We start from the raw sequence: 19,265 nt of genomic DNA, 5'->3' as shown, positions 1-19,265 counted from the left end.
GGTTTGGTCGGTGTCATCGCTTCGATTCCGCGCGGGGCTCTTCGGTGGGCTCCGCAGCGAGCCAGATCGACGCGGCCTCCGCATCGGTCAGGTGGCGGATGCTGCCGTTCGGCAGCCGCACCACGCCCGGTCCCAGCCGCGCGAGCACGGTTCCCGGCCCGATGCCGTCGCGTGCGAGGCCTCGGAGCACGACGGGATCCCGGTCGCTGATCCGCAGGACGACGCCGACAAGGCCGGGGCCGGCTTCGGCCGCGACGATCCCGGCGCGCGCGGTGACTGAGCCGTCGGCCGCGGGGATCGCGTCCCCGTGCGGGTCGACGGCCGGCCGGCCGAGGCGTTCGTCGATGGCGTCGAGCAGCCGGTCCGAGAGGGAGTGTTCGAGGACCTCGGCCTCGTCGTGCACCTCATCCCAGTCGTAGCCCATCTCGCGCACGAGCCAGGTCTCGATGAGGCGGTGCCGCCGCACGACCGCGCTCGCGCGCAGGAGACCGACGGGGGTGAGGTAGAGGGGCCCGTACGGCACGTGCGTGATGAGGCCGGCGGCCGCGAGTTTCTTCACCATCTCCGTGACCGAGGAGGGAGCGATCCCGAGCCGGGCTGCAAGAGCGGAGGGGCTGATCGGTTCCGGCTGCCACTCGGTGTGCGCATAGATGGTCTTGAGGTAGTCCTCAGATGCCGGGGTGCTCGTGCCGTTGTGTTTCATGCGCCGTTCCCTATGCTCCGGTGAAAATCAGCACGAGCAGGACGACATTGAGCGTGACCAGCAGGATGGCTGTGATGATCCCGGCCAGGGTCGTGAACCAGCGGTTGGTGTACTCGCCGAGCAGGCTCCGCCGCGAGGTCAGCCAGACAAGTGGGATCAGCGCGAACGGGATCCCGAAGGAGAGCGCGACCTGGCTCAGCACGAGGGCCTCGGTCGGGTCGAGGCCGAGGCCGAGGATGATAAGCGCCGGGATTAGAGTGACGAGGCGACGGACCAGCAGCGGCAATCGCAGCTGCAGCAGCCCGTGCATGATCTCGGCACCGGCGTACGCGCCGACGGAGGTGGAGGCGAGCCCGGATGCGAGCAGGCCGATCGCGAACACCGTCGCGACGATCGGCCCGAGGCTTGACTTCAGGGCGGCATACGCGCCCGGAAGCGAGTCGGTTCCGGGAATGCCCTGCAGAGCAGAGGCGGCGACGACGAGCAGGGCCACGTTGACGGTGCCGGCGAGGATCATCGCGAGGGTCACGTCCCAGCGGGTGGCCCAGAGCAGGCGGTGCGTGGTCGGCCGGTCGTGGGCACCCGGAAACCGGTCGCGGGCGAGGGCGGAGTGCGCGTAGATCGCGTGCGGCATGATCGTCGCACCGAGGATCGAAGCCGCGAGCAGCACCGAATTGCTGCCCTCGAACCGCGGAACGAGGCCGGCGAGCACGCTCGCAGGGTCCGGCGGGGCGAAGAACACCCCGGCGGTGAACCCGATCGTGATCACGCACAGCATCGCGACGATGACCCGCTCGAAGCTCTGTGCACCACGCCGGGTCTGCGCGGTCAGCACGAGCATCGAAACCGTGCCCGTGATAACGCCACCGAGCAGCAGCGGCAGCCCGAACAGCAGGTAGAGCGCAACCGCCCCGCCGATGATCTCCGCGAGGTCGGTCGCCATCGCGACGAGCTCCGCCTGCAGCCAGTACAACCGTCGCAGAAACGGATGCCGGAACCGGCTGCCGAGGATCTCCGGCAGGCTCTGCCCGGTCACGATCCCGAGCTTCGCGGAGAGGTACTGGATCAGCCACGCCATCAGGTTGCCCGAAAGCACCACCCAGACCAGCAGGTACCCGAACCGGGCTCCCGCGGTCATATTGCTCGCCACGTTGCCCGGATCCAGGTAGGCAACGCCGGCGACCATGGCGGGACCGAGCAACATCGCCAGCCGGGCGCGCGCTACGGGCGTCCGCGCCGCATTCGCTACCGCGCTGCCAGAATTTTTAGGCATACCGAAATCATACGCGCGCTCGCCCTGCCCTGGGCACGAGCACGCGCGCGGGGAGGGGGCAGGCGCGGGGCGGGATACGGTGGAGCGGTGACTGAACCGCTGCTCCCCACTTCCGCACCGACCGCCGCACCGACCGTGGAGCTGTCGACGAACGGGGTCGGGCCGTGGCAGGGCGAGTTGCCGGAGGAGGAGTTCTACGACCCCGAGCTGCTCGAGCACGGCGACACCCGCAACGTGATCGACCGATACCGGTACTGGTCGATGGCCGCGATCGTCGCCGATCTCGATGAGAAGCGCCACCCCTTCCACGTTGCGATCGAGAACTGGCAGCACGACATGAACATCGGCTCGATCGTGCGCAGCGCCAACGCCTTCGGTGCGGACACCGTGCACATCATCGGGCGCAAGCGCTGGAACAAGCGCGGCGCCATGGTCACCGACCGGTACCAGCACGTGCTGCATCACGCGGATGTCTCCACGTTCGTGCTCTGGGCGGCGAACGAGGGCCTGCCGATCATCGCCATCGACAACGTGCCCGGCAGCGTGCTGATCGAAACCTTCGCGATCCCGGAGCGCTGCGTGCTCCTGTTCGGCCAGGAAGGCCCCGGCCTCTCCGACGAGGCGATCGCCGCGGCGGACGCTGTGCTCGAGATCAGCCAGTTCGGGTCGACGCGCTCGATCAACGCCTCGGCTGCCGCCGCCGTCGCGATGCACGACTGGGTGCTTCAGCACCGCTTCAAGTAGCCCGCTCACGGAGCCGGAGCCGGAGCCGGCGCCGGAGCCGGCGCCGGAACCGGAGCCGGAAACGGAGCCGGAAACGGAGCCGCCCCGTTCTGGGGGAGGGCTCCGCCCCGCACTGGGGTCATCCGAGGGATGGACCGGCCCGATGCGCAGCCGGTAGCTTCTAGGAAACGTACTGAACAGGGACGCTTCTGCGTACCCGGGCACCCGAAATACCCCGCGTACGCCGAACCAGCGCTGCTCGCATTGCTTACCCTGGAGTACCCGTCATGCCGCTCTTCCGCCATGCCATCGTGCCGCGCCACAAAAAGCGTCAGATCCTCTTCGACCATGGTTTCCTCGCCCCGGCCCGGGCGCACATGCGGATCACGGCCAGCGTCCTGGCCGGCCTGCTCGTCGCCGTCGGCCTGACCGTCGGCGCGATTGTCGCCCCGGCGACCGCTGCCGGGCTCGTCACCCTCACGGCCAGCAGTACGCCGACCATCCTCGCGGGCGAAAACGCGACCGTGAGTCTCACCGCGACGGCTCCTGCCGGCGGTACAACGGACTACTACAACCTCGCATTCCGGTACCAGCTGCCCGCCGGCGCGAGCTACGTGCCCGGCAGTACGGCAGGGGCAAGCGGCCCGGCCCTCCCTGACCCGACCATCGTGACGATCACCGACGTCGTGGGGCCGCCGGCGGTCACCCACCAGGTGCTGATCTGGCCGAACATCGCCGACCTCGTGCACGGAAGCACCACCGGCCTCACCTTCGGGATCACGCCCAACCCCTCCGTCTTCCTGGTCGGATCTCCCATCCCCGGCAATGCGGCCGTCTACGGCCAGACCGACCCTCGACTGCTTGCCAAGTTCACGCCGACAACCGGCGTCGTCGTCGCAGGCAGCTTCGCATTCACGGATGCCGTCGCTCCCGTTTCCACGAAGGTCGCCGCCCTCAAGGTCACCAAGACCGAACCGAGCCCCGAGCATGAACTCATGCGCGGCGCACAGGACCAGGCCACCGTCTACACAATCACCACCAGGAACACCGGGGTCGCCGCCACGACCGGCGTCGTGCTCGTCGACTACCTCCCGGCCGGCCTCGAATTCCTCGGTTGCGGCCGTGTCGACAACAGTGTGGCGGGCACCGAGGAATACCCGCGCAGCGGCCCGCTCGGCTCCTCCACCGGCGGTCCCTCCTGCGCGACTCCCGCGCTCGTCGAAACGGTCAACGACCGCGCAGGCTTCCTCGGCCAGGTCTTCACGAAGGTCACCTGGAACCTGGGCACCCTCACGGCCGGGTCCACCCGCACCATCACCTATTCGGCCGCGATCCCGCTGAAGGCCAACACGATGTGGCCCGCCGGCCAGGTGCCCAACGCTGCCGCGCGCCTGCAGGCGGCCAACCTGAACAACAACACCGGGGCATCGACTCGCCAGGAGGCGCCGGCCGCCGCCGGCCAGGGCCTCACGAACACCGCAGTCGCCACCGGCACATACACCGGCCCCGTCGCCACGCCCGCGGATGCTGCCGCAACCTCGAGCGACTCCGTGACCGTCAAGGCCATGGACCTGTCGATCGTCAAATCCGTGGACTCCCCGGACTTCGTGTCCGACGGCATCGCGCACTTCACCCTGCTGCTTCGATCGAGTGAGTACACCACCGATTCCGCGATGACGATCACCGACGTCGTTCCCAACGGGCTCTGCCCGATCATGCCCGCTTCCGTCGTGGTCACCGGTCCGCGGGTCGGTCAGCTGCCGGCCGGCTGCACCGGAGGCGGCACGGTGACGGGCGCCACCGTCGACAGCGTCGTCGCCAACGCCGACGGCAGTTTCACGGTCGTGCTCACGCCGAACCCGACGAGTCTCCCGGTGAACACGAGTCGCACGATCGGCTACGACGCACTGATGTCTTCGACCTACGCCGGAGACAGCCAAAGCGGGCCGACCGTCGCGGGAGACAGCTTCCTCAACACCGTCGGGATCACCGGCACGACGACCGACGTCACCGCCGGCCTCGGCAGCACGCCGGTCACAGACGACTCGTCGGCCGGCCTCGCGTCATCCAGCCCGACCATCACCAAGAAGGTGCTTCCCCGCCCGGCCGCCGGTGGCACCGCCGTTGACTGCGCCGCCGCGGTCAACGCGCCCAACTACACAGACACCCAGATGCCGACCTACCACCTCGGCGACAAGGTCTGCTTCCAGCTGACCGTGGCGTTCGCAAGCTCAACCCGCACCCGCAACGCCCGGATCACCGACTTCACCCCGGTCGGAACGAGCTTCGACGGCTTCGCGCCCGCGTCAGGAAGCACCGTCGCCGTGACCCCCGCAACCGGCACCGAGTCGGCAACCCCGGCCGGCACCCTGCCCGCCGCCTGGAACCTCGGCACGCCGGACAACGGATCGACCGAGCTCTACGTCGCCAAGGGCGCAACCCTGACCCTCTTCGTGAGCGCCATCGTCACGTCGACGTCGCCGACCGCCGTCGTCGACATCACCGCGAACCTGATGAAGTACCGCCAGGAATCCACGGCGGGCGCCGTGCTCGCTCTCCGTGACCAGGTCGACTACGCGATCGCCCCTGCCCCCACCGTCTCCCTCGCCAAGAAGATCTCCGCCGTCAACGCTGCAGCCCCGGCCGCGCCGGCAACAGACGTCAGGGTCACGGAGGGCGACGTCGTGACGTACGCCCTCGACGTGGCGAACACCGGAACGGCCGCCGCAGGCACCGATGTGCCGGTCGCTGCCGTACAGGTCTGGGACGCCCTCCCCGCCGGCTACACCTGCACCACGTGGATCGTCGCGTCGATCACACCCGCCGGCAGCTGCCTGAATCCCGGTGACTCCGGCTACCCGACCACAAATGCCGTGCCGGCCAACGCTCGCAGCGTCATCGTCTGGACCGTTCCGGGTTCACTCGCCCCAGGAGCGGCAGCCACCCGGCTCAGCTATGCGGTGACGGTTCCCACCGGCGTGAGCGTGTCGACGGTGTTCCCGAATACGGCATCCGTCGTCGCCTTCACCTCGCCGAACACCGCGGGCGGCGACACGGGCTACTTCCCGAAGGGCTCGCTGAACCCGGCCCATGACACCGACGGGAATGCGCTCCCGGCCAACAGCACCGCGCAGATTCGCCTCGCCGACGCCGCCGTGGCCAAGACCGGCGTGTCCCGGATCGTGGCGACCGGCAACACCGCAAACCAGGCCGTCGCGGGGGAACTCGTCGACTACACCTTCTCCGTCACGGTGCCTGCTCATTCGACCGTGTACAACGGAAAGCTCTCCGACGCGCTCCCGGCCGGACTGACCATTCCGGTCGGAACCGTCGCGACAGTGTCGAGCGTGCCGGCCGGCGGCTCATTCGACCCGACGAATGGCGCCCTGACCTTCCCTGCAACCTTCGACAACACCACCGCCGTGGACCAGATCTTCACGGTGACGCTGCCCGGCGTGCTCGTCGGCGTCGGTCTGGCCTCCGGAACGCTCACCAACACCGCGACCTTCGCGAGCAACGGCACCCTCGGCGGGACCGCGGTGACCCCGCGCACCGCGGCCAAGGCCATCACGGTCGTGACCCCACTGCCGACCCTCGCCAAGATCGTCGACAAGCCCACCGCCCAGGGCAATGACATCGTGACCTTCACTCTCACGGCCGGCAACACCGCCGGCCGCCCCGCAGCCTACGACTCCGTCGTTGTCGACTGCCTGCCCGCGGGACTGACCCTGACGGCCTTCCTCTCCCCTGCCGCTTCGCCGACGACGACGAGCGTGCCCGGGGACGGCACCAACGGTTGCGGCACCGGAACCACCAGGCTCGGCTGGGTGCTCCCCGGCACCGGTGCACTCCTGGCCCCCGCCACCACCGTGCTCACCTATTCGGCACGGGTCGCACCCAACTCCGCCGGTCTCGTCACGTACACCAACGCGGCGAGCGTTACCGGCTCGACCCTGAGCGGCAACGGAGCGAATAACGCCGTCGTCGAGCGCGTTGTCTCCGCCGCCGCGTCGGCCGTCGTCACGGTCGAAGGTGCCACGACGGTCAAGACGGCCACCCCGAACGCCGTTGCGGTCGGCGGCGCGGTCGCATACACGATCACCGTAACCCTGCCCAAGAACGTCAACTTCTACAACGCATCCATCATTGACACCCTGCCAGCCGGCGTGACCGCGAACGCCGGCTCCGCCACGGTCGCCTGTCGTACCGCGACCGCCGTCGACTGCATCGCCACGCTGCCCAAGGGCCCCGGTTTCACCCTCGCCCCGTCCGGCCAGAAGATCGGTTGGCTCCTCGGGGACGTCGTCGCTGCGACCGAGGACCGCACCGTCACCGTCTCGGTCACCGGCACCGTCACCACGGCACCCGCCAACACCGCGGGAACGTTGCTGACCAACACGGCGGCTCCGCGCTGGAACGACACGGCCAAGTCCGATCCGGCCAATGCCGCATCGGGCTTCGACCGCACCGGCCCGGCCGGATCAGCGGGCGTCACCGTGCTCGAACCGGTGCTCAGAATCGCCAAGACCGTCTCCAACGCCACTCCGGAACCCGGACAGGCCTTCACGTACACCGTCACCGCGACCAACGCGAACACAGCAACGACGTCCGACGCGTTCGCCGTGACCATCGTCGACACCCTTCCCGCCGGGATCGACCCTGCGAGCGTGACGAATATCTCCGGCAATGGTGTGCTCTCCGGCACGACCATCACCTGGACGATGCCGACTATCGCCAAGAACGCGTCCGTCACCCTGACCTTCGACGCCAGGCTGGCCGCGTCCAAGAGCCTCACCGGCAGCGCGATCGTGAACAGCGTGAGCGTGACGAGCTACGCCTCCCTGGCGGCCGGCGGCCGTGTTTACACCGCCAACCCGCCGACGGCGACGGCAGCGGTCACCCCGCGCTTCCCGCACATCGGCCTCGCCAAGACCGCGACCAACGGTGCGACCGCATACGTGAACACCCCGTTCGGCTGGACACTGACGCTCACAAACACCGGAGCCGGCACCGCGGCGACCGTCACCCCGACGGATGCCCTCCCCGCGAACTGGGTGTACCTCGCCGGTTCCGGCACGGTCTCGATCGGGAGCGGCGCGGCCGGGCCCCTCGGCGACCCGACGGTGACCACCGCGAGCGGAGTGCAGACCCTGGTCTGGCCCGCGTTCACGGCCGTGGCCCCCGGAATCGTCATCAGCATCCGCTACAGTGCGCAGCCGACCGCTGCGGCAACCGTCACTCCGGGAGCCGGGGCGGGCATCCGCCACACCAACACCCTTTCGGCTTCCGCGACGGATACCACCGGTGCGACCGGACACGCCGGCCCCGCCCCGTACGCGGCGAGCCGGTGACCGCTGACGCGCACATCGATGCGGCCGACGTCACCCCGGCCAAGACGGTCGGCTCGGCTCTCGTCGCCGGGCGCAGCACGCCGGACGCGTTCAGCATCACCGTCAGCAACACCGGACCGGACACCGCGGTCGGGGCCGTCGCCGGACACAACTTCACGGTCACGGACACCCCCACCCAGCCGCTGCCCGCCGGCATCACCGTCACGGGGGCGACCGGCACCGGCTGGAGCTGCACGGTTCCGAACGCCGTGACCGGCGCCTTCAGCTGTGAACGTGTCAACGCGAACGAAACCCTCGCCGCACACGCCGCATTCCCGGCGATCACGGTCGCCGTCCTCGGCGGATCCGGTGTGCCGAACGGCACGGCTGTCGTCAACTCCGCCACCGTCGCCGCCCGCACCTTCGACCCGCTCCTCGGCAACAACACCGCGAGCGCGACGAGCACGGTGACCACGAGCGCAGACCTCGGCATCACCAAGCTCGCCAGTGGCGTCTTCGCCGCCGGCGACACGGCGACCTGGACCATCGACGTCACCAACGCGGGTCCGTCGACCTCTGTCGGGCCGATCACCGTGACCGACACCCTGCCCGGGCACCTCTCCGCCGTCTCGGTCACGGGAACCGGCTGGACCTGCACCACCGCCGCGACCCCGGTGACCTGTGTCTCCGCGGGCGGCCTCGCGCTCTCCGCGACCTCGCGCCTGACCGTGACCGCCACGATCGACTCCGACTTCACCGGCAGCCTCACCAACACGGCTGCCGTCGCAGGGACGACGCCCGACCCGAACCCGGCCAATAACAGCTCCGCACCGAGGACCCCGGTCGGGAGCGCAACAACGCTCTCGATCGCGAAGACCCTGCAGGATGCCCAGCTCGTGCCCGGAACGGATGCGACCTACCGCTTCGTCGTCGCGAACACCGGCCGCGCCGACGCCCGCAACGTGCGGATCACCGACGCGCTGCCCGACGGCCTGACCTTTGTGCGGCTCGCGACCGGTACCCCCGGCGCCTGGACCTGCACCGAGACCAGCACCACTCCCTCGACCATCGGGTGCGTCCTCACGGGCACCCTGCAGCCCGGCGCCGGGGCCACCCAGACTGTCGACGTCGTGGTCGCGGTGCCGAGCGGCCTCACCGGTTCCATCGTCAACACCGCGACCGCAGGAGCAGACAACGCCCCCGACGCGAGCGGCAACACCAACACCGGACTGACCGGCAAGGCCGATCTGGGAATCACGAAGACCCACCCCGCCGGCGCCGTGACGGCAGGCACAGACCTGACGTACTCCCTCTCGGTGACCAACCACGGCCCGTCGGACGCTCCGGCAGGCACCGTCGTGACCGACCACATCCCGGCAGGGCTGGTCGCCCGGGGCGCGGATGGCGGCGGCGACTGGACCTGCGCTGCACCCGTCGGACAGGATGTGACGTGCACGAGCACGAGCATCCTTCCCGTGGGAGCCACGGCAGGCGTCGTCTCCGTGACCGTCGGCATCCCGGCGAACGCCGGGCCCGCCGGCTTCACCAACGTCGCGGACGTGACCGGGGTTCTCGACGAGCCAACGCCGAACGCGCACCCCGACTCCGCGAGCGACCCGACCGACGTGACCACGCACGCCGACGTCACGATCGTCAAGACGATTGTGCCGTCCGCTCGCACCGTCACCGCCGGTGGCAGCATCGGCTACGCCCTGACGGTCACCAACGCCGGTCCGTCGACCGCGGATGCGCTCACGGTCGCCGACACTCTTCCGGCCGGTTTCACCGCCACCGCGATCAGCGGCGCCGGCTGGACCTGCGTCCTGGCCAGCCTTAGCTGCACCCGCGCCCAGCTCGGCGTGACGAACTCCGTGATCAGTGTCACGGCATCCGTTGCTGCAGCGGTGCCTGACGGCACCCGCGCGGTCAACACCGCGACCGTCGGATGGACCGACAGCCGCTCATCCGCCCACACGGACACCGACACCGTGCCCGTGAAAGTTGTCGCGATCGCCGACCTCGAGCTGAACCAGTCGACCGCGACAGTGACCCCCCTCGCGGGCGCCGACGTCGTCTTCGACTTCGCGCTGCGTAACGTCGGCCCCTCGGACGCCATCGGTCCGATCACGATCACCGACACCCTGCCGGCCGGGCTCCGGTACCGTTCGAACACGGTGGGCTGGATCTGCGTCGCGAGTGCCGTTGCCGCCAGCGCCCCGCAGGTCGTCACCTGCACTCTCGGTGACGGGAGCACAGGCCTCGCCGCCGGCGGCACGGCGACCGCGCTCTCGATCACGGTGAACACGGACCCGACTCTCGGTGCCGTCACGCTCGACAACCCCGCGATCGCCGCGACACCGACAACGGAGTCCACACTCGTCAACAACCCGAGCCCCGTGCGGGTGCTCTTCGCCCGCAGCGCCGACCTGCACCTTGTGAAGACCCACACCGGCTCAGGCGCGATCGGCGCTCCGACCGCATTCACCCTCACTGTCTCCAACGCAGGACCGTCCAGCGCCGTCGGGGTCCGTGTGATCGACACCCTCCCGGTCGGGCTCACCTGGGTCGACAGCGCGGGCAGTGACCCGGCGTGGTCGTGCTCGGCCGCGGCGTCCACCCCCATCGGCGCAACGGATGTCTCGTGCACGCTCGCGACGCCCGTCGCCCCCGGCGCGGACGCGCCGACCCTCGTCGTGAGCGCCCTCGTCGACGCACGGTCGTTCCCGACGGTCACGAACGCCGCCGCCGTCACCGCGGTCACCCCCGACCCGGACCCGGCAAACAACTCGGCGACCGATCCGCTCGGCGTCGCCCCGCTGGTGAGTCTCGCCGTGACGAAGCACCACACCGGGCAGGCCATCATCGGATCGAACCTGGACTACCTCGTCTCGGTCACGAACACCGGAGCCACGGCAGACCCGGGCGGATTCACCGTGGTCGACGTGCTCCCGGCCGGGCTCAGCTACGTCGCCGGCCACGGCGACGACGTGACCTGCGCCGCAGTGTCCGACGGCACGGGGGATTCCGCCTCGGGCGCACCCGGGTCCGACGCGGCGCTGGTCACGTGCACCTTCGCCGGCGCGCTCCCTGTCGGGGCGACCCGCACGGTCACGATCACGGTGTCCGTGCTGGCCACCGCGTTCCCGACCGTGGTCAACACGGTCACCGCGCACAGCCTCTACGCCGACCCGACCGCCCCAGCGGCCCAGGCGAGCGACTCCGCGACCGTCCTGAAGGCCCTCGCGCACACCGGAATCACCCTCCCGGTCGGACTCCTCGCCCTGCTCGCCCTCCTGCTCGGTGCCGCGCTCGTCCTCACGAGTCGCCGACGCCGCGCCCAGCGTGCCGAATAGGGGCTAGCGTTGCATTATGACTGCGATCACTGACGATCTGCCCGCCCGCCTGCTGCACGAAGAGCACGAGGGCTGGGACGCGATCCTTGCCCGCCGCGCCGGGGACTATTACTGGCGCACGATGACGCGCGATGCCCTATTGGTGCTCCCGGGGGATGTGGTCGCGAGGGACGCGGTAGCCGCGTTCTTCGAGGCGCTCGCGCCGCTCGACAGCTACGAGCTGCACGACCCCGCCGTGATCCGGATCAACGATCGCGCGGGCATCCTCGTCTACCGGCTTGTCACCCGCCGCGGCGACGAAACCGTCGAGACGTCCGCCGCGACCACCTACGTGTTCCAGAACGGCGGCTGGTGCGTGGCCCTGCACCAGCAAAGCCCCGTCTAGCCCCGTAGTCCGTCCGCGAAAGCGGGTGAATCGTCGGTTACGCCTGCCCAGACCGACGATTCACCCGCTTTCGCGAGCGGATGCCGGGTGTCTTGTGGACGGCCGTGCGCGGGTCTACCGTGGCGAGACAGGGTTCCCGCGTGTGGGGGAACCCGGATAGCGAGAAGGGACCCGGGTCAATGGCTGACTTTGGAAACGAGGGCCTCGCGGAGCTCTACCGCCGGCCCGGAAGCGCATCCACCGTTTACGTCGACGTCACCCAGGTCCGTGAGGATCCGAGACACACCTCGAGCCTGCGTCATCGCTCCGTGCGCGAGGCGCTGGCCGATGCCGGTGCCCCCGAGGCCGACGCCGACGTCGTGATCGACCGGATCGAGGAACCGCCCGGCAGGCCGGGCAAGGTGAGCCGGCTGCTCGTGGTGCGGGACGGCCTCATCGAACTCGACGAGCTGCTGCCCGGCGAACCGCTCGGCGAGCTGATCGTCTCGCACGGGCCGGTGCCGTGCCTGCTGCCGCTGCTCACCCAGCGACCGCGCGACCTGACCTACATCATCGCCGAGGTCGGGCGTGACGGAGGCGAGATCCGGCAGTTCCGGCTCAGCCGCACCGGCGCGGTCGCCGAGGAGGAGATCGAGGGCGACACCGAGTACATCACCAAGGTGCGGGGAGGATTCCTCTCCAACTCGCGGTACCAGCGCGACACCGAGGAGATCTGGAAGCGCAACGAGGGCCAGATCGCCGACGCGATCGACGAGATGGTGCGCACGAGCGGTGCGGAGCTGCTGATGCTCACCGGGGACGTGCGCGCGCGGCAGTTGTTGGTCGCCCAGCTCGCCCCCGCGAGCAGGGACATCCTCGCCGTGGTGCCGACGAACACCCGCCAAGGCGGCGCAACGACCGATGAACTCGAAGCCGACCTCGACCGGCACCTTGCCGCGATCCTCGCCCAGGACGAGTACGACGCCCTCGAACGCCTCGACACCGGGCGCGACGAAGGTCTCGTCGAGGCCGACTTCGCTGCCGTTGTGCGCGAGCTGCAGCAGGGCCAGGTCGAGGTGCTGCTGCTCGCTTCGGGAGCGCTGCCCGAGGCGACCCTGCTCGCGCTCGACCGCGAGCCCTGGGTGGCGTCGACCGAAGCGGATGCCCTGGGCGCGGCGGTTCTCGGAACCGTGCCTGCCGCAGACGCGCTCGTCCGTGCCGCGTTGCTCACCGACGCGCGCGTGGTCGTGGTGTCGCCGGGGGAGCTGCCCGGCGGGAGCGGGGCCGCCGCCCTGCTCCGCTGGTCGACCCTCTCGACCCACTGAGCCCGGCCGCCGCCGCGGCGGTTTCGGCAAGCCGCGCCCTGATTGCGCGACGGTCGCGCCGGTTTGCGCAGCCCGCGCCCTGATGACGCGACGGCCGCGCCGGTTTCGGCAAGCCGCGCCGGTTCGTGTTCGCGGCCGCGCCGGTTTCGGCAAGCCGCGCCCGCCGTTTCGGGTGCGGCCTGCGCAAATGGGCGCGGTCGTGGGCTCGCGGGAGTGAATGCCGGGATGTTCAGGCCGGGCGGATGCTGGGGGTCGGGGTGGGAGCATCCGTTGCCCGTTGTTGCCCGCTGCGGTTCACGGGCGCGCCGGTTTCTTCAAGCCGCGCCCGCCGTTTCGGGAACGGCCTGCGCAAACCGGCGCGGGCGCCAGCCGACCGACCGCCGGGCCGACCGCCGCCGGCGAGCCGGCCGGCGGGTCAGCCGATCAGGCTGGGGCGCAGGTCGCGGAGGGTACGGAAGTGTGTCATCCGGGTCACCCCGATCGCGGCCAGCACGAGGCCGCCGACGACCCAGAGGAGCAGTACCCCGGCATCCGCCCAGGCCGTGGCCGGGTTGCCGCCGTACATCAGCTGGCGGATGCCGTCGACCGCGTAACTCATCGGCACCACGTGATGCAGCCACGCGAGCGGCGCCGGCAGGGTCTGCCACGGGAAGGTTCCGCCGGCGGTGACGAGCTGGATCACCATGAGCACGAGCCCGACGAACTGGCCGACGCTGCCGAGCCACACGTTGAGCGCCAGGATGATCGCCGCGAAGGCGAGGGCGGCGAGCCCCATCATCCCGTAGGTGCCGACCGGGTTGTGCACCTCGAAGTGCAGGATCCCGGCGAGGATGCCGAAGAGCGCCGCCATCTGCACGAGGCCGAGCAGGCCCGGGGTGAGCCAGCCGGCGAGGGTGATCTTGAGCGGGGAGTGCAGGGCCGTAATCGCCCGGCGGGAGACCGGCTTCACGATCAGGAACAACGCATAGATGCCGATCCAGCCGGCGAGGCTCGCGAAGAACGGGGCCATGCCGGCGCCATACGTCCCGGCGGAGGTGACGGCAGCGGTCGTGAGCGACACCGGGTCGGCGATCGTCGAGCCCTGCAGGGTGCGGGTCTGCGCGTCCGAATTCGGGATGCTCGTCACCCCGTTCGCGAGGCCGTCGCGCAGCACGCCCGCGCCGGACTGAAGGGTGATGAGCCCGCTGTTGAGGCTCGTCGCGCCGGTGGCGAGGCTCGCGGCGCCGGTAGCCGCGGTGCCCGCTCCGGCGGCGGCGGATGCTGCGCCGTCGTTGACCGTGCCGGCCCCGGTCGCGAGGTCAGCGGCCCCGGATGCCGCGGAGCCGGCACCGGTCGCGAGCTTCGCCGCACCGGTCGAGGCGTCGCTCGCGCCGGACGCGAGTTTCGCGGCCCCTGCGGCGGCGTCGGTTGCGCCGGTCGCGACGCTGCTCGCGCCGGCCGCGGTCTGTGCGGCCCCTGCGGCGAGGGTTGCCGCGCCGGTCGCGGCGGTGGAGGCTCCCTTGGCGGCGGTTGCTGCGCCGTCGGCGACGTCGCCCGCACCCGTGTTGAGAGTGACGCTGTCGGTGACCAGGGTCTTCACGGTCGCGTCGACACCATCGGCATACGCGCCGGCCGTGCCGACCCCCGTACTGACCGGGTTGAGTTCGTCCACGATCGCCTTGATCTGGGCTGCGGTCAGCGTGGTCGTCGACGCGAGCGTGGCCGCGATGTTGGTCCGCGCGGTGCTGAGGTCTGTGGCCGCGGTGGCGAGGGTCGAGCTCGTCGCGCCGGTCGCCGTCGACAGCTTGGGGGCTCCGGCTGCGAGCTTCGCGGTTCCTGCGGCAACGCCGCTCGCCCCTGCGGAGAGCGTGGCGGTGCCTGTCGCAAGCGTCTTCGTCCCGGCCGCGAGGTCCGCGGCGCCACCGGAGACCTTCGTCGCCCCCGCGGACACCTGGCCCGCGCCGGTCGCGAGCGTCGCGGTCCCTGCGGCGAGGCTCCTGGCCCCGCTCGAGAGCTGGCTGGTACCGGACGCGAGGGTCCCTGCCCCTGCTGCGAGGGTGCTGGTTCCGGTCGCGAGGCTGCCCGCGCCGGTGGCGAGGGCGCTCGTTCCGGTCGCGAGCTGGCCGAGGCCGGAGGCGAGGACGCCAACGCCGCTCGAGAGCTGGGCGGCACCGGTTGCGAGGCTCGCGCTTCCGTCGGAGGCGGTCGTCGCGCCATCCGTCAGCTTGGTTGCGCCGTCCGCGGCCGTGACGAGGCTCGAGCGCACGTCGGACAAGCCGATCAGGAGCCGGTCGGCCGCTTCCTCATTGACCTTCGAGACGATGGCCTCCCGGATCTTCGTCGCGGCCTGGCCGCCGATCGTCGAGGCGAGGTAGCTGTTCGTGTCGTTCGTGGTGAGGGTGATCACCGACTTCCGCGGTGTCGACGTGGCCGAGGATGCGATGCCCTCGGAGAAGTCGGCGGGTATGGTCACGCTGAAGTCGTAGCTCGCGTCGGCGACACCGGCCTCTGCGGTCGCCGCGGAGACGCGGTGCCACTGGAAGGCGCCGGCGTCGGAGAGTTCGGTCGCGATGTCGTCGCCGTAGTTGTGGCTCACGTTGTCGATGACCGTCCCGGTGTCTGCGACCACGAGCGCGACGGGCACCCGGTCGAGGCCGGCGTACGGGTCCTGGTTGGCCCAGAGATATAGGCCGCCGTAGAGCACGGGTACGAGCAACAGGGCGCACAGGGCGACCCGGGACATCACGGTTGCGGTCAGGCGGTCGAGTTCGGCCCTGACCATGCGGAATACCTTCACAGCGTGTCCGCTCCGATCGAGACCGAATCCCCGGCCGTTGTGACGAACAGTTCGGGTTCGAGGGCCGCGATCGCGTGTGCCGACGCATCTCCGGCGATGACGAGCACGGCGTAGCCGCGCTCGGCGAGGTCGTTGGCGATCAGCCACCAGCCCAGCGGGTCGCCGCCGTGCCGGTCGGGCGAGCAGATCACGAGGGCCTCGACGCCGTCGCGGAGCACCGCGAGCTCCGTCAACAGGCGGATGCGCGCATCCGGGTCGAGGTCGGCGATGCTTGTGCGGCCCTCGTCTCCGAGGTCGAGCGAGGCCAGCATCCGCTTCACGGCGCCTCTGTGGGCCGGGCGGCCGGCGAACATGAGCTCCTCGGAGACGACCTCGGAGACGGGCAGGTCGGCGGCGGGCTCGCAGACGCCGGGCGCGTCAATGAGGGCGATCCGGCGGCGCATGGACGAGTAGTCGACGGTGTCGTCGAGGAGCACCTGGCCGGAGTCCGGGCGCATCCGGCCGCTCGCGATGAGGCCGAGGACGGTGGGTCGGCGCTCGGTCGCGGCGCGCGCGAGGGTGACGGTGTCGCTCTGGTATTCGAGCGTCGTGCTCGGGAGGGAGGAGCTTTTGGGGCCTTTGGTGACCGCGGAGAGGGTGACGCGCATGACTCTGCCTTCGATTGCCGATAATTCTCTGTGCCGATACGTGGTGAGTGAGCTCCCGGCGGCCGTCCTGCGGCCGGGTGCTTCATTGCGTCGAGGGCTGTTCTCCAATATACTGACTAGTCAGTACAGAAGCAAGAGTGAATCGGGGAAGACGCATGGCGCAGGTGACCGGCACGAAACGCCTGATCTTCGACGCCGCCCTCGCGCTCGCGGCCGAGCGCGGCATCTCGGGCACGACCATGGACGACGTCGCCGTGCGCGCCGGCGTGGCCAAGGGCAGCCTCTATTACAACTTCGCGTCCAAGGACAAGATCTTCGAGGGCCTCCTCTCCGAGGGCATGGCCGCCCTCACCGAAGCGCTGCGCTCCGCGCGCACCGGGCTGCACGGCTGGGCCGCGATCGAGGCGCTCGTCACGACGCTGCTCTGCCGGATCGCCGGGAACACGGCCCTCGCGAAGGTGATGGCCGGTGACATCTTCCGCACCGACCGGGCCTGGCAGGAGACCTCGTTCGCGTTCCGCCACCAGGCGCTCGCCGAATTCGCCGCGGCGATCGAGGAGGCGGTGCCGAACGAGGCCGGTACGGGGGGCGTGACGGGCCTGATGGCAAGCAGCGTCTTCGGCGCGACCCTGATGGCGGGGCTCGAGTGGCTCATCTTCGAGCCCGGCCGGCCCCAGCCCGAGGTTGTCGCCGCGGTGCTCGCGACGTTCTCCGGCCGATTGAACCCGACCCCCGGCATCCGCTGACGCGTTAGGATCGAGTGTGACCGGCGAAAACTTGATTGACCAGCCCGAGACCCTCCTTCCCGCGGAACCGGAGGTGATCGCGGCGCTCCGGAGTACCGAAAGCCACGCGTTGCCGTCCCTCGTCGCCGCGCACCCGACGTCTTCACTGGCCTGGGCCGTGCTGGCGGATGTCGCCCACCTCGAAGGCCGCACCATCGAGGCCTATGCCTTCGCCCGCGTCGGGTACCACCGCGGCCTCGATGCCCTCCGCAAGGCCGGCTGGCGCGGACACGGCCCGATCCCGTGGACCCACGAGTCCAACCGCGGGGTGCTGCGCGCCCTGTATGCATTGCGCCGCTCCGCCGCAGAGATCAACGAGCAGGACGAGTTCGACCGCCTCACCGTCTTCCTGAACGACGCCGATCCGACCGCGATCGCGCGCATCGACCAGGAAACCATCACGCCAGACGGCTACCGGGCCGATGACCCGGCCCCGATCACCGAGGCGTTTTTCATCCGAGGAGAGAACTAATGCCAGCGATCGTTTTGGTCGGAGCCCAGTGGGGCGACGAGGGTAAGGGTAAGGCCACCGACCTCCTCGGCAGCCGCGTCGACTACGTCGTCAAGTTCAACGGCGGCAACAACGCCGGGCACACCGTGGTGATCGACGGCGAGAAGTACGCGCTGCACCTGCTGCCCTCCGGCATCCTGACCCCCGGCGTCACGCCGATCATTGCGAACGGCGTCGTCGTCGACATCGAGGTGCTCTTCGAGGAGCTCGACGCGCTGATCTCCCGCGGCGTCGACGTGTCCCGGCTGAAGGTGAGCGCCAACGCGCACATCATCACCCAGTACCACCGCACGGTCGACAAGGTCACCGAGCGCTTCCTCGGCAAGCGCCAGATCGGCACGACCGGGCGCGGCATCGGCCCGACCTATGCCGACAAGATCAACCGGGTCGGCATCCGCGTGCAGGACCTCTTCGACGAGAACATCCTGCGCCAGAAGGTCGAGGGCGCCCTCGCCCAGAAGAACCACCTGCTCGTCAAGGTCTACAACCGTCGCGCGATCTCGGTCGACGAGATCGTGACCGACCTGCTCAGCTACGCCGAGCGCCTCCGCCCGATGGTCGCAGACACCGCGCTGCTCCTGCACCAGGCGCTCACCGCGGGCAAGACCGTGCTCTTCGAGGGCGGTCAGGCCACGATGCTGGATGTCGACCACGGCACGTACCCCTTCGTCACGTCCTCGAACGCGACGTCCGGCGGTGCGGTCACCGGATCCGGCATCGGCCCGAACCGGATCGACCGCGTCCTCGCCGTCGTCAAGGCGTACACGACCCGCGTCGGCGCCGGCCCGTTCCCGACAGAGCTCTTCGACGAGTCGGGCGAGTTCCTGCGCGCCAAGGGCTTCGAGTTCGGCACCACGACCGGCCGCCCCCGCCGCTGCGGCTGGTACGACGCACCCGTCGCCCGCTACACGGCCCGCATCAACGGGGTCACCGACTTCGTGCTCACCAAGCTCGACGTGCTCACCGGCCTCGCCTCCATCCCGGTGTGTGTCGCGTACAGCGTCGACGGCGTCCGCCACGACGAGGTGCCCGTCTCGCAGTCCGACTTCCACCACGCGAAGCCGATCTTCGAGGACTTCCCCGGCTGGACCGAGGACATCACCGGCGCCCGCACCTTCGAGGAACTACCGCGGAACGCCCAGGACTACGTGCTCGCCCTCGAGAAGATGAGCGGCGCCCGCATCTCCGCGATCGGCGTCGGCCCCGGCCGCGAAGCGATCGTGTCCCGCCACGACCTGATCAACTGAGAGCTGAGCCGGGCCGCAGGGTCTGAACCGAGAAGAGCGGATGCGCTGGGCGCATCCGCTCTTCTCGTCTCACGCCGTCTCACGCCGCTTCGAACGAGCGGATGCTGCCATTCACCGGCGGGATCCGGACGTTGCGCTCAGAGGGGGCCGACGCCGGCGGCCGCACACGTTACAGTCGGCAGGTGACCAATAGCACCGCCCCGCGCGACGCCCCCACTTCCGTAGCAC

12 protein-coding genes are annotated in these 19,265 nt (G+C 70.1%); 8 read left to right on the top strand and 4 right to left on the bottom strand.

Annotated elements, in window-relative coordinates; genetic code table 11:
• Window positions 1-13: 13 nt before the first annotated feature.
• Together RCH22_RS15520 and RCH22_RS15515 are read right to left on the bottom strand one after the other, a co-directional pair.
• Window positions 14-703 (bottom strand): metal-dependent transcriptional regulator, encoded by a 690-nt coding sequence (locus RCH22_RS15520; RefSeq protein WP_327014600.1) that lies wholly within the window; start codon window positions 701-703, stop codon window positions 14-16.
• Window positions 704-713: 10 nt separating this feature from the next.
• Complete coding sequence (locus tag RCH22_RS15515; RefSeq protein ID WP_327014599.1) at window positions 714-1,976, bottom strand: Nramp family divalent metal transporter; 1,263 nt, start codon at window positions 1,974-1,976, stop codon at window positions 714-716.
• Window positions 1,977-2,075: 99 nt separating this feature from the next.
• Between RCH22_RS15515 and RCH22_RS15510 the strand changes: the two genes are divergently transcribed.
• The 5 genes from RCH22_RS15510 (at window position 2,076) to RCH22_RS15490 (ending at window position 13,071) form a co-directional block, all read left to right on the top strand.
• Window positions 2,076-2,720 (top strand): TrmH family RNA methyltransferase, encoded by a 645-nt coding sequence (locus tag RCH22_RS15510; RefSeq protein WP_327015545.1) that lies wholly within the window; start codon window positions 2,076-2,078, stop codon window positions 2,718-2,720.
• Between the two features lie 266 nt (window positions 2,721-2,986).
• Window positions 2,987-8,050: an isopeptide-forming domain-containing fimbrial protein gene (locus tag RCH22_RS15505; protein ID WP_327014598.1), complete on the top strand. Its 5,064-nt coding sequence runs from the start codon at window positions 2,987-2,989 to the stop codon at window positions 8,048-8,050.
• Window positions 8,047-11,382 carry a hypothetical protein gene (locus RCH22_RS15500; RefSeq protein WP_327014597.1) on the top strand — a complete coding sequence of 1,112 codons (3,336 nt, stop codon included), beginning with the start codon at window positions 8,047-8,049 and terminating at the stop codon, window positions 11,380-11,382. The genes RCH22_RS15505 and RCH22_RS15500 overlap by 4 nt, the downstream gene beginning before the upstream one ends.
• A 16-nt stretch (window positions 11,383-11,398) precedes the next feature.
• On the top strand, window positions 11,399-11,767 hold the full coding sequence (locus RCH22_RS15495) for a DUF4440 domain-containing protein (RefSeq protein ID WP_327014596.1): 369 nt from the start codon (window positions 11,399-11,401) through the stop codon (window positions 11,765-11,767).
• Between the two features lie 179 nt (window positions 11,768-11,946).
• Window positions 11,947-13,071 (top strand): Vms1/Ankzf1 family peptidyl-tRNA hydrolase, encoded by a 1,125-nt coding sequence (locus RCH22_RS15490; protein ID WP_327014595.1) that lies wholly within the window; start codon window positions 11,947-11,949, stop codon window positions 13,069-13,071.
• Window positions 13,072-13,486: 415 nt separating this feature from the next.
• On the opposite strand, the gene RCH22_RS15485 is transcribed toward RCH22_RS15490, so the two are convergent.
• Together RCH22_RS15485 and RCH22_RS15480 are read right to left on the bottom strand one after the other, a co-directional pair.
• On the bottom strand, window positions 13,487-15,832 hold the full coding sequence (locus RCH22_RS15485) for a YhgE/Pip domain-containing protein (RefSeq protein WP_327014594.1): 2,346 nt from the start codon (window positions 15,830-15,832) through the stop codon (window positions 13,487-13,489).
• 11 nt (window positions 15,833-15,843) lie between these two features.
• The gene (locus tag RCH22_RS15480) at window positions 15,844-16,494 is read right to left on the bottom strand and encodes a hypothetical protein (protein ID WP_327014593.1); all 651 of its coding nucleotides are present in this window, start codon (window positions 16,492-16,494) and stop codon (window positions 15,844-15,846) included.
• 155 nt (window positions 16,495-16,649) lie between these two features.
• Between RCH22_RS15480 and RCH22_RS15475 the strand changes: the two genes are divergently transcribed.
• The 3 genes from RCH22_RS15475 to RCH22_RS15465 are packed head-to-tail and all read left to right on the top strand — an operon-like array spanning window position 16,650 to window position 19,037.
• A complete protein-coding gene (locus RCH22_RS15475; protein ID WP_327014592.1) occupies window positions 16,650-17,240 on the top strand; it encodes a TetR/AcrR family transcriptional regulator in 591 nt (196 codons plus the stop codon).
• Window positions 17,241-17,256: 16 nt separating this feature from the next.
• Entirely contained in the window at window positions 17,257-17,751 is a 495-nt protein-coding gene (locus RCH22_RS15470; RefSeq protein WP_327014591.1) for a DUF3151 domain-containing protein, read from the top strand.
• On the top strand, window positions 17,751-19,037 hold the full coding sequence (locus RCH22_RS15465; RefSeq protein WP_327014590.1) for an adenylosuccinate synthase: 1,287 nt from the start codon (window positions 17,751-17,753) through the stop codon (window positions 19,035-19,037). The genes RCH22_RS15470 and RCH22_RS15465 overlap by 1 nt, the downstream gene beginning before the upstream one ends.
• Window positions 19,038-19,265 lie beyond the last annotated feature (228 nt).

This window comes from Cryobacterium sp. GrIS_2_6 (genome assembly GCF_035984545.1).
GTDB lineage: Bacteria > Actinomycetota > Actinomycetes > Actinomycetales > Microbacteriaceae > Cryobacterium.
Note: the sequence above shows the minus strand (reverse complement) of the source record. Positions and strands in the feature narration are given on the sequence as shown.